The organism is Psychrobacter sp. DAB_AL62B (genome assembly GCF_028895345.1).
Classification (GTDB): domain Bacteria; phylum Pseudomonadota; class Gammaproteobacteria; order Pseudomonadales; family Moraxellaceae; genus Psychrobacter.
The window spans coordinates 354,597-366,976 of the sequence record NZ_SAXC01000002.1 but is presented as its reverse complement, the minus strand read 5'-3'; the positions used below and the strand labels follow the sequence as shown (position 1 = coordinate 366,976).

The window sequence follows — 12,380 nt, the reverse complement described above, 5'->3', positions numbered from 1 at the left end:
ATCCATTAGCGAAAGTTTTAAATAGTACAGGTTTGAGTAAATTTTTGCTTCGAATGTAGTTGATTTACTATCATAGTATGCAACAAAATAGCCCAAATAAATAAGGCTATGTTGTAATCTTTACTTACAACTTTCTTTATGCCGCATCTACCTCTAAAGAAGTTAACTATCAATAATCGTAAAATAGCATTATCTGAGCAAAAGCCTAGCCAGCCATTGCTTTTTTAGTCGTTTTTAGATCCGACATCTAGCCAGCTAAATCACTGGCCGGTTCTATTAGTAGCGGTAATTGATGTTATACTAAAGCAATTAATTTAAACTTTTAAATGCCGCTACGTTGGCTTGGCTTTATTTATTTTTATCTTAATAAGCCCTTAGCGTTTTTAAAATTATTTCTCGCAATCCTCGTTTGTTAGCCTACTCTAGAAGATAGTAATATCTAATTTTCAGAGCAGCGCTACCTATGTTGGTATTACAAATAAGCATGACATTCATGCCTATACAAGCTTTGCACTCATGATATCGATTCAATATTAAAGCATCGTATTTTGAGTGAATGATTGAAAATTCATATTTTGCGTCGATTTCGGAAAAATACTTTGATTTGGTTTTATTTGAAACCAAGACGGATTCAACAAATTTAAACAACCTATTGATAGGAACAATAACAATGTCAAAAGACACGACAAAAGACTCTGACAACCCCAACCTTAATTCTTCTAATGTAGCCAACAAGGCTTCTAAACCAAAAGATAGCGTTACTTTTGCTTTAGCACAATCACACTTTTTAGTGGGCGATATCAAAGCCAATGCCGAAAAAATGCGTGCATTAGCGCTACAGGCACGTGAGCAAGGCGCCGATGTAATTATCTTTCCGGAGCTAGGACTATTAGGCTATCCGCCGCAAGATTTACTATTACGCCCAAGCTTATCAGGTCGTATCAAAAGCGCGTTATCGTCACTAAGTGATATCGATGATATCGTGATGATTGTTGGCTATCCGCATGTCGATCATCATGGAACGTTTAACTCGGCAGCTATTTTACATAACGGTCATCAAAAAGGTTTTTATCATAAACAAATCTTGCCAAACTATGGCGTGTTTGATGAGCGCCGTTACTTTGACAAAGGTCGCAATCAAGTCTTATTTGACTATAAAGGCATGACCATTGGTCTGCTTATCTGTGAAGATTTATGGGAAAAAGGTCCTATTGCGGAGCTTAAAAAGCAAGGCGCTGACCTTATTGTGAGCTTAAACGCCTCACCGTTTGAGATTGAAAAACAAGACAATCGTAAAACGATGCTCGCCAAACGTAGCCGCGAAAATAACTTACCGATTATTTATCTCAATGCCGTGGGCGGTCAAGATGATTTGGTATTTGACGGTGGTTCTATGGCGATTCAAGCAGACGGCAGTGTCGCGCATGAAGCCTCACGCTTTATGAATCAATTGCTGCTAGCAACCTATGATGTGAAAACAGCAAAATTCGATACACAAACTAAAGCACCATTGTCATTGAGCCGTGAATCAGAGATGTATCAAGCTTTGGTCGTCGGTTTGCGTGATTATGTCAATCTTTCAGGATTTACTGGCATCATCATTGGCTTATCGGGCGGCATTGATTCAGCTTTAACATTATGTATCGCTGTCGATGCATTGGGCGCTGATAAGGTTTACGCGGTCATGATGCCGTACGAATATACCTCACAAATCAGTCTAGAAGACGCGCAAGCACAAGCACGACGCTTGAATGTCTCTTATACCGTTTGTCCTATTTTCGATGCGGTCGAAGGGATCCGTCATACCCTTGCGCCACTGTTTAACAAGTCGCCTGCTGATACCACGGAAGAAAATATCCAAGCACGCGCGCGTGGTGTCGTACTAATGGCGCTATCCAACAAATTCGGGCATTTGGTTATCACGACTGGTAATAAATCAGAGCTGGCGGTTGGCTATTCAACCTTATACGGTGATATGGCAGGCGGCTTTGACGTCTTAAAAGACGTGTATAAGTCACAAGTTTATAAATTAGCCAGCTATCGCAATCGTTTAGAGGACACGCCTGTTATCCCTGAGCGCGTCATTACGCGTCCGCCATCCGCTGAGCTGCGTCCCGATCAAAAAGACCAAGACAGCTTGCCTGATTATGATGTGCTAGACGGTATCTTAATGTCATATATCGATGAAGATATGGGCTATCAAGATATTGTCGACAAAGGCTTCGATGCTGATTTGGTCGCTAAGGTTATCCAGATGGTCGATGGTAGCGAATATAAACGCTCACAAGCACCGATTGGCACCAAGATTAGCCATAAAGCCTTTGGTCGTGAGCGCCGTTATCCACTCGTCAATAAGTGGTCAATAAAAGGCTAAGCCTTGACGCTGAATTTATCATCAACAACCTTTTAGAGTGCTTTTTTAAAGGTTTGATAAATTTAAGTTTTTATATAATATAATCAAACTGTTTTATAATTAGCTGGGTGCTTGCCCAGCTTTTTTAGTTTTTGTACATAAATAACTTCTCATCATAAAATTTCTTTTGCTTCGAAACCTTCCAACCATTATTTTCAATTGATCTACCTTATCTATCCTATCTATTTCTATCCGAGTACTTCATGAGTTTGCTAACCGCTAGTATCTTTCTCCTTTTATTGCTTGCCTTAAGCGCCTTTGTATCAGCTGCCGAGATTGCAATCGCAGCAGCGCGCAAAATTAAGCTGCAAATCATCGCAAAAGAAGGCGATGTTCGAGCATTTGACGTCCTTAAAATGCAAGAGCACCCTGGTAGCTTTATCACTGTTGTACAAGTGGTTTTAAACGCAGTCGCTATTTCAGCGGGTGCCGTGGGTGAGTCAGCAATTAGCCCATACTTACAGCTTTTGGTTAATAATGAAGCAGCATCATCGGTTATATCCTTCGTTTTGATTACCAGCTTATTCTCTTTACTCGCCGATTTGATGCCCAGACGGCTGGCAATGTCCAACACTGAGACTATCGCTATACGCCTCGTACGACCAATGATGCTATTGATTTTTATATTCAAACCCGTTATCTGGATATTTGATGGGGCAGCAAACGTCATCTTTGAGTTGTTGGGCATCTCAACTGTACGTCAAGACGATATGACGCCAGAAGACATTTATGCCGTCATGGATGCGGGTGCTGAAGCTGGCGTACTTAAAAAGCAAGAACATCATCTAATAGCCAACATCTTCGATATGCAGGAGCGTACCGTCACCTCAGTGATGAATCCACGTGAACATATTGTTTATTTCGATACCAAAGCCAGTACCGAACAGGTGGTTCAGGTGATGATTAAGCAGCCGCATAATAAATTCTTGGTCTGTAACGACGATGATTTAGAACATATCATTGGTTATGTAGAATCACGCAGCTTTTTAGCTTCGGTACTTGAGCAGCAAGAAGTTTGTCTAACGGACAAAGCGTTGCTAAAACCTGCCCTGTTTATTCCCGATACCTTATCGTTGTTTGAAGTGCTGGAAACGTTTAAATCAACGGGTGCAGATTTTGCCGTCATTGTAAATGAGTACGCGTTGGTCGTTGGTGTTATTACCCTCAAAGACGTGATGAGCATCGTTATGGGCGAGCTGGTAACCTTAGAGGAGCAGCCGATTGTCCAGCGCACGGACAACTCTTGGCTGATTGATGGCATGACACCCATTGAAGATGTGATTCGCTCATTGGGCATGGTCAATTTACCGCATAGTCAGAATTACGAAACCATCAGCGGCTTTATGATGTATATGCTGCGTAAAATTCCTAAAAAAACAGACAGCGTCGAGTATGCCAATTATCGTTTTGAGATTATCGCAACTGATAATCTCAAAATCACTCAGCTGCTAGTAACAAAGTTTGAAGATGTTATTGAATAAATGCTGTGCTTCACCTTTGATAATTGCTTATTAGCTGGTGTCTTAAATAAAAGGAAAGCGAATATCATAGTGCGCTACTATTATTATTTTTCTTGCTTGCTGTGCCTGCGCAGACAGAGGCTACGAAAAACCAATAACAGTAGCGCTATACTTTCTTAAAAGTCGATCAAGCACGCGTACCAAATATTGCGGTACCAACGCGCACCATAGTGGAGCCACTAGCAATGGCATCAGCCATATCGTCGCTCATGCCCATGCTAAGCGTATCCCATTGACTCAGTTCTGGGTGTTCGCGCTTAATCTCTTCAAATAATTGCTTGGTTCGCTTAAAGGCATCCGTGTTTGCTTTGGCAGGAATTATCATCAACCCGCGCAATTGCAAACGCTCATAAGCTTTGATGACTGTTATTAATTCTGGAATTTGCTCTGGCAAACAGCCTGACTTGCTATCTTCATTATCGATATTAAGCTGAATCAAGACGTTTAGAGGTGGCAGCTCAGCGGGTCTTTGGTCATTAAGACGCTTAGCAATAATGTCACGCTCAAGCGTTTGCACCCAATCAAAATGCTCAGCGATATCGCGTGTTTTATTACGCTGAATACTACCGATATAATGCCAAACGATATTTTCGTACTCTGCCTGTCCCTGCAGGGTCTTAATTTTATCGATAGCCTCTTGCAGATAGTTTTCGCCAAAATCATGCTGCCCTTGACGCGCTAAAGTCGCGATCATTTCAACAGGCTTAGTTTTAGACACCGCAAGCAAGGTGACACTATCTGTCTGTCTATTCGCCTGCTCACACGTCTGTGTCACCTGACTGCTCACCTGCTGCCAATTTTCAATGAGGGTAAGATTCTGAACGTCCCCTTTATTATTTATAAGATTGGCAGAGGCGTTAATTGTATTTTTTTGATGAGGATTAGCATTCATAAAAAGCTCTTATAGATTAAACACTGAATTATTTTAAAAGACGATTGGCATATACTGTTTTTATGGTAGAAATAAATTTTAATAAAAATGACGTTTATTGACTTGAATAAAAAAGTGCTTATAAGCTATTTTTACATTTTATTCAGTTAGTAGATGGTTAAATAGGCAGAGTCTTGTTATGATATTGTTACATGGTTTAACATATGCTGCTAAAAACGATAGCAATAGTAACAATCATAGTCCAGCCTAGCCTATCTTAGAGAGATTGGTTTAAATAATGTCATATAATCATGCTTATTGCTTGCTTCTATGTTGTTTTGGCTTACCCTTATTTATTGATAGGAATATCCGATTATGGCTAAAAAAAACAATTTAAGCATCGAAGATTTACTACGCTTTACAGTCAAGCATAAAGCCTCAGACTTACATATTTCAGCCGGCATGCCAGCGATGATTCGAGTCGACGGCGAGATGACCCGTATCAATATGCCAGAAATGACTCATCAAGTGGTGCATCAGCTTATCTATGACATCATGAATGATAGGCAGCGTGCTGACTTTGAAGAATTCTTTGAGACGGATTTCTCTTTTGAGATTCCTAATTTAGCACGTTTTCGGGTAAATGCTTTTAACCAAAATCGCGGTGCTGGCGCAGTCTTTCGTACGATTCCGTCAAAAGTTCTCACCATGGAAGACTTAGGAATGGGTGAAGTCTTCAAACGCGTCTCCGACTTTAAGCGCGGCGTAGTGTTAGTAACCGGTCCAACTGGCTCAGGGAAATCAACGACGCTGGCGGCCATGATTGATTATATCAATGAAACCCGTAAAGAGCATATTTTGACCATTGAAGACCCAATTGAATTTGTTCATGAGTCTAAAAAGAGCTTGATCAACCAGCGTGAAGTACACCGTGATACGTTAGGTTTCGATGCAGCACTGCGCTCAGCTTTACGTGAGGATCCCGATGTTATTCTAGTTGGTGAGCTACGTGACCTTGAGACCATACGCTTGGCGCTAACCGCAGCTGAGACTGGTCACTTAGTCTTTGGAACTTTGCACACCAGCTCAGCAGCAAAAACCATTGACCGTGTCATTGACGTATTCCCTGCTGCTGAAAAAGATATGATTCGTGCGATGCTATCGGAGTCGCTACAAGCAGTGATATCCCAAACGCTGTTACGTCGTCAAACTGGCGGTCGAATTGCCGCGCATGAGATTATGTTGGGTACGCCCGCTATTCGTAACTTGATACGTGAAAACAAAATTGCTCAAATGTACTCCTCTATCCAAACGGGTGCAGGTGACGGCATGATTACGCTCGATCAAACGCTTAAAAACCTAGTATCAAAAGGCACCATCAGCAAAGACGTCGCACGACCTTATGCTAAGCAGCCTGAAGCCTTTATATAATATTGGTTTATATTATTAGTTATAATAGTCCACCCACTCTAAGAGCGATACAGTGTTGCTGGGATAAATTTCTCGAAGCCTCTAGAGTACAAAGCACACAGCAAACAAGGAAAATTTATCCCAGCAGAATGCTATTTTGAGTGTATCTCTTTTATTTTTAGCTGGTTGTAACCTTAGTTTTTATAACCTTGAGCTTTAGCAAATAACACAATGACAATGACAGATTTTTGATCGGCTTTATTTTAATGGTCATTATTCGCGATTTTCAAAAGTTTATTGAAGCAAATTTTACTCTACTTATTGCACATTTTATCGAACATATAGGTACGTTATGGACATTGATAAACTTTTACAATTGATGATCAATAAAAACGGCTCCGACCTTTTCATTACGGCGGATGTGGCACCTTCCATGAAAATTAATGGAAAAATTCTGCCCGTTGGTAAAACGCCTTTAACGGCTGAACAAACCATGAGGCTGGTCAAAGGTGTGATGACGCCAAACCAGCAACAAGAGTTTAAAGAGACGAACGAATGCCAGTTTGCGATTACCGATCAAGCCCAGCAAGCACGTTTTCGAGTCAGTGCCTTTATACAGCGCGATATGGCAGGGATGATTTTACGGAAAATTGAAAATAAAATCCCGACGGTCGAAGAGCTGCGTCTACCGCCAGCGCTAAAAGAGCTGGCAATGAAAAAGCGCGGTATTATTCTATTAGTGGGTGCAACGGGTACCGGTAAATCGACCACCCTTGCAGCCATGATTGGACACCGCAATCAAAATTCTCATGGTCATATTATTACTATCGAAGACCCCATTGAGTTTGTACATAAACATCGTGGTTGTATTATTACCCAGCGCGAAGTCGGTATCGATACCCATTCTTTTGAAGCAGGTTTAAAAAACACCTTACGCCAAGCGCCTGATGTTATTTTGATTGGTGAGATTCGTAACCTCGAAGTTATGAACTACGCAATCCAATACGCGGAAACGGGGCATTTGGTATTTGCGACCTTACACGCTAATAACGCCAACCAAGCGATTGATCGTATCATTCACTTTTTTGAAACCAGCCGCCACAACCAATTGTTTATGGATTTGTCCCTGAATCTTCAAGCTATTATTGCTCAGCAATTGATTCCAACACCTGATGGTAAAGGACGCCGTGCTGCTATTGAGATTTTATTAAACTCTCAGCTGATTAGTGACTATATCCGTAAAGGTGAAATTCATGAAATTAAAGATGTCATGACGCGCTCACGCGATAGCGGCATGCAAACCTTTGATCAAGCACTCTTTGATTTATATGAAAATGGTGAGATTACTTATAAAGAGGCCATTCTCCATGCTGACTCTCCTAATGATTTGCGCTTAAAAATTAAACTTAGCAGCAAAAATGGTAACGCTAATTTAGATGAAGGCGCCGATAGCTTGTCGTTAGATATCACTTAGCAATTAATTTCTCAGTAGCATTCATAGCGTTTTATGCTCACAAAATAAACGCATAAAAAAAGCCCTTATCATATATAAGGGCTTTTTTTATGCGCTTTCTATCATTAGTGTGCGTAAAATAATACACATAAATACAAGCAAATTATCACCAATTTAAAATGATTACTTAGCGCTGTCTCTACAGGCTTGGTTATTACAGATACCATAGAGCACCAAGGAATGACCCGATAGCTTAAAGCCATGTTCTGCCGCTACTTTTATCTGCTCTTCTTCAATTATATTATTATGGAACTCGATAATCTTGCCACAAACATCACAAACCAGATGGTCATGATGCTCTTCTTGGGTAATTTCAAATACTGATAAATTGTTTTCAAAATTATGGCGCTCGACAATACCTGCTTGCTCAAACTGAGTCAATACGCGATAGACGGTCGCTAGACCCACATCTTCGCCTTGTTCAATTAGTGCCTTATACACCTCCTCTGCACTCATATGATGCAGCTCGGCACTCTCGAGCAGCTCTAAAATTTTGATGCGTGGTAATGTTACTTTTAAACCCGCTCTACGTAAATCTTGATTGGTAAAAGAAGCCATAATATCCCTTCTGACTATGAAAGTCTTAGCAAATAAATTCAAAAAACACGAGATAAACAATCGTCAATGGTTAGCAGTTATTGGTTATGAAAAAATTAGAATCATATAGAACTAGCTACTAGTAAGTATATTTCTAACATATCTTTTCTAAAAACAGGACCACAAGTCTATGAATATAAATAATAAATGACGCAAGACATCGTTTGGTAAATAATGTCGTAAGTGGTAGGCAATTGCAAGTAAATGACGTATCATTTATCCAAGATTTTCGGCAAGACTAACATCCACCGTCCTTAGCCGTACCTAACCCATTTTTTATGAGTCATCTTACCATGATAAAGACCTTAAATTTACGTCCGTTAAGCCCTGCAAGCACATTACGCAAGATTGTCATTACCAGCATGCTTAGCGCCTCTGTTGCTATGTCTGGCTGCTCATTACTGAGTGTTTACAAGATTGATTTGCCGCAAGGAACACCCATTACTCAAACGCAAGCGCAAAAAATGCAAGTGGGTATGAATCAAAATCAGGTACTTTATATTCTTGGTAGCCCAGCGATTAAAGACACGCTAGAGCCTAAACGCTGGGATTATATTTATGACTATCAAGCAGGGACAGACGGTCGCCGCAAAGGTATCGCTGATGTTAATAATGCCAGCCAGCATTTAGTTATTTACTTTGATGATAACGGTATAGTCACCCGTATTCAAGGTCTAGAAACATTACCTAAATAATAGCTTTAATAACAAGCTTTAAGTATCAACCTCGAGATTTACTTTTACGCTGAGACATAGGATCAGCGTTTAAGCTTCTATACACCTCTATCCGGTCAAAAGGTTGCAATAGATAGCTGAGTGGCTGCTTTTGCGCATAAATTCCGACGTGCCAACGTTTAGCCGTTGGCGTTACAATATCAGCTACTTCTTCGCACCATCTTGCCAACCCTTCAAACTCTGTCAACCAACCTGATTGCTTCAACGCTTCATACAAGGTCGTACCATGACTGACTTGTAAGCTTAGATAATGCTGACGCTGTGCCTCTTCAGCATACGCTAAATACACTGTCATCATAGCCGTTTGTTGAATATTACCTTGCTGAGAATCCGGCACAGCATCAAGACTATTAACTTGACCTTCATCCGCTATTAGCTTAACCACTGCATCACCCAACCTATCAATGCTAACAGTAGCGCCAGTGGTACAATCAAACGTATTGCGATTCGCCACAAGTTATAAAAAGCTTCATTGCCAAAGTTCAAAGATTTACGCAAATGGCTGATTTTCATCTGCCAACCTGCAAAAACAGACAACAATAACACCGCAATACTACTGATAGTAACCAGTATACCCACCAGCCAAATGGTCGGTATGGCAATGACCAATAGCAGTGCTATAGTAAAAGTTAATACCAAGCTTACCAGCAATCCAAATTGATGCGCTAACTGCTGAGTACTATAGTATAGCAAGTAGCTGACCACGAACAGCACGCCAACCCAGTATAATAGCTGACCTATTGGCGGTAGCGCCATACCACTAATAAATAAAGCCACCACCCCAACCAGCAACTGCAATATCCAAATAGGTAGCACCAGTTTGGTTGCTCGATATTCACTTACTTCATGAGCGTGAGACGATTTTTGCGCATTATGATTGTCGGCTCCTACCGCAGTTACTGCTTGTTTGGTCACTAGATTTTGACCGAACCAGTATAAGCCTGTACCCGCGCCAACACTGACCAACGCCAATGCAACCGCCCTTGCCCATTCGCTTAAGCTGACATTGGTCATCGCAAAGGTAATGTTTGGCAAGCCGTTTGCCAGCCCGAGCAGTAAACCAACCAACATTAAACCCAAACCAATCGGTAAAGGCGTCACACCTAGTAAGCTTAATAACACAGCAATGACCATTAAACCTGCAGCAATCGCAAAGCTTGGGACATCAGGCGCACTATTAAGCTCAGTTAAAGCTGTTAATATGCCAGTGCTTGCACCAGATATGACGAGCGCGGCAATAATGATAGAAACTAAGGCGGCAAGCCAACCAAACCCTCGCCATAGCGAACTGGCATCCGCCTCTCGAGTGAGCTTTTGCATACCCGCCAAAGGATCTTCCGCACTGCGATAAGCCAATGCTATCTCAGCATAAATGACTGGTAGCGAAACCAAAACCATAGCTAGTAGCCACAGTAGCCAAAAATCAATCTCACCGATTGACGCCGGTGCAAACCAGCGAAATAGCAATAACGGTAGCAGCGCTGCGATAAAATAAGAAGCATAGCGAATCATCATAATCTAAATCCAAGCGATTCAAGGTGAATAACATTTAATGATACAGACCAATGATAGATGATAAACGCCACTCGGTCTGTTCATAGTTGGCTTATGTAATATAAAGACCTGCAATTATATAAGGACTGACAGTTATAAAAAAACCCCGAAATCGGGGTTTAATGGCTAAATAATAATATGTGCAGATCAAATGCCTATTCATAGTAAAAATTAGCAATAATATGAATTAGGCAAACTACGTCTATCAAAGATTAATGAATAGCGCTCACATAGTCTGACAAAATACGAATATCGCGATCAGATAGCTTAGAGGCGACGGTTTGCATCATCCCCATCTCGCCCTCTTTCGCTGCATCATTGACACGCTTCTGCTCATCGCTATCAATATCGTCTACACGACCAGCAGCACGGAAAAGCTTTAACTGAGTAGCAATATATTCCGCGTGTTGTCCGCCTAAACGTGGAAATGCTGCCCAAGCGTTACCCGCTGCATCTGGACCATGACAACCTGCACAACCGATGACACCGCGTGACTTATCACCGCCTAAAAACAACTTAGTGGCTTCTTGTGTGGTGGCAGGATTACCGAACGCGACACCCCAAGGTTTTTGGCTAGCATAATAACCTGACACGTTCGCTAAGTCTTGCTGAGATAAATTGGCCACTTGCGACTGCATGATGCCGTTTTTACGGTAGCCTGCTTTAAAATTAACCAATTGTTTATATAAGTATTTTACATTTTGACCGCCAAGGTTAGGCTGGGCTGGCACAGGGCTCACCCCATCAACACCATGACAAGCAGCACAGACTGTTTCTGCGATTTGTTTGCCGGCATTAAGATCATATTCAGGAACAGTGATAGCAGCTTGTACGCTGAAACTTGCAACACATAAGCTGGCGGCAGCGATTAACTTTTTCATTGATACAAATCCTACTAACTCGATGTAAGCATTATCTAGAGTGATTGCATTATCAAGAGACATCATATTTGCAGAGCCCTTATTTAGCCAGCTAAGCCTTATATTTTGTAGTCTTTGTCACAAGCAGCCCGAAAGCACTTACTAATATCAGGGTTTATTTTGGATTATTATAGCAAGACTTTTTACTATTTGCCTACTTAATCGTAGTATTAGATAGTTTTTCTACTCATAGCCTCAGTGCTTGCTTAATAAAAAATAAAAAGCGCAAAAGGTTCTGTGACCTTGCGCCTTATATTTACTATTTAAGCTTTTGATTTTTACTTACTACTTACTCATATACTCAATAAGCTTGCGATAATCATCATCGCTACAGTCTTCGCACAATCCACCCGCTGGCATTTGAATCATGCCGCTTTTAACAGAATTGATCAGCGCTGGCATGCCTTTTTGTTTTATCAGCTGTTGCCACTTGGCACTGTCGCCTTTTTTGATGGCATTCAAAGCGCCACTATCATGACAGGCCGCACAAGAGTCACTATAAGTCGTAGCGATATCCGCTGCACCTGCATTACTTATCATTGCAGTACTGACAATCAGCGCTGCGCCAGTGCTGGCAAGCAAGCGGTAACTGTTGGCAAAAAGTGTGGTAATTGACAACATAGGGCACCTCCTTTCGTTTATGCATTTGCGTAATCAGCGATGCTATTAAACGTATTTTATTGAACCTATCTTCTTAGATATTGTAACAACATATGTCGAATTAATATATATAAATATAGTTTAGCTTTGTTAATCTCGTTTAATAAGGCAGATAACTTCGCTAAGTGCTGGTTCATTTTAGTGGTATGCTGTGATTAATATAAGGCTAATAGCCGTTATTTCAATAA

General features: G+C 41.1%; 11 protein-coding genes. 5 read left to right on the top strand and 6 right to left on the bottom strand.

What is annotated here, in order from left to right; all coding sequences use genetic code 11:
• Positions 1-670: 670 nt before the first annotated feature.
• Complete coding sequence (locus EPB74_RS04510) at positions 671-2,374, top strand: NAD+ synthase (protein WP_274903009.1); 1,704 nt, start codon at positions 671-673, stop codon at positions 2,372-2,374.
• A 242-nt stretch (positions 2,375-2,616) separates the two neighbouring features.
• Positions 2,617-3,894 (top strand): hemolysin family protein, encoded by a 1,278-nt coding sequence (locus tag EPB74_RS04505; protein ID WP_089554886.1) that lies wholly within the window; start codon positions 2,617-2,619, stop codon positions 3,892-3,894.
• 166 nt (positions 3,895-4,060) lie between these two features.
• Here EPB74_RS04505 and EPB74_RS04500 read toward each other — a convergent pair whose 3' ends face one another.
• Entirely contained in the window at positions 4,061-4,825 is a 765-nt protein-coding gene (locus EPB74_RS04500) for a YggS family pyridoxal phosphate-dependent enzyme (protein WP_274903008.1), read from the bottom strand.
• A 354-nt stretch (positions 4,826-5,179) separates the two neighbouring features.
• Between EPB74_RS04500 and EPB74_RS04495 the strand changes: the two genes are divergently transcribed.
• Positions 5,180-6,235 (top strand): type IV pilus twitching motility protein PilT, encoded by a 1,056-nt coding sequence (locus EPB74_RS04495; RefSeq protein WP_089554884.1) that lies wholly within the window; start codon positions 5,180-5,182, stop codon positions 6,233-6,235.
• Positions 6,236-6,566: 331 nt separating this feature from the next.
• Positions 6,567-7,688, top strand: coding sequence for a PilT/PilU family type 4a pilus ATPase (locus EPB74_RS04490; RefSeq protein WP_274903007.1), 1,122 nt, complete (start codon positions 6,567-6,569; stop codon positions 7,686-7,688).
• A gap of 162 nt (positions 7,689-7,850) precedes the next feature.
• Here the strand turns inward: EPB74_RS04490 and fur are convergent, their stop codons facing one another.
• A complete protein-coding gene (fur, locus tag EPB74_RS04485; RefSeq protein WP_089554883.1) occupies positions 7,851-8,285 on the bottom strand; it encodes a ferric iron uptake transcriptional regulator in 435 nt (144 codons plus the stop codon).
• 317 nt (positions 8,286-8,602) lie between these two features.
• Here fur and EPB74_RS04480 point away from each other — a divergent pair, with 317 nt between their 5' ends.
• Positions 8,603-9,019 carry an outer membrane protein assembly factor BamE gene (locus EPB74_RS04480; RefSeq protein ID WP_274903004.1) on the top strand — a complete coding sequence of 139 codons (417 nt, stop codon included), beginning with the start codon at positions 8,603-8,605 and terminating at the stop codon, positions 9,017-9,019.
• Positions 9,020-9,044: 25 nt separating this feature from the next.
• Here EPB74_RS04480 and EPB74_RS04475 read toward each other — a convergent pair whose 3' ends face one another.
• The 4 genes from EPB74_RS04475 to EPB74_RS04460 all read right to left on the bottom strand — a co-directional run bounded on the left by EPB74_RS04475 (position 9,045) and on the right by EPB74_RS04460 (position 12,153).
• Entirely contained in the window at positions 9,045-9,443 is a 399-nt protein-coding gene (locus tag EPB74_RS04475; protein WP_274903003.1) for an RnfH family protein, read from the bottom strand.
• Entirely contained in the window at positions 9,431-10,573 is a 1,143-nt protein-coding gene (locus tag EPB74_RS04470) for a hypothetical protein (protein WP_274903002.1), read from the bottom strand. The genes EPB74_RS04475 and EPB74_RS04470 overlap by 13 nt, the downstream gene beginning before the upstream one ends.
• Positions 10,574-10,824: 251 nt before the next feature.
• Positions 10,825-11,493, bottom strand: coding sequence for a c-type cytochrome (locus EPB74_RS04465; RefSeq protein WP_089554880.1), 669 nt, complete (start codon positions 11,491-11,493; stop codon positions 10,825-10,827).
• A gap of 324 nt (positions 11,494-11,817) precedes the next feature.
• Complete coding sequence (locus tag EPB74_RS04460) at positions 11,818-12,153, bottom strand: c-type cytochrome (RefSeq protein WP_079690789.1); 336 nt, start codon at positions 12,151-12,153, stop codon at positions 11,818-11,820.
• Positions 12,154-12,380: the final 227 nt, after the last annotated feature.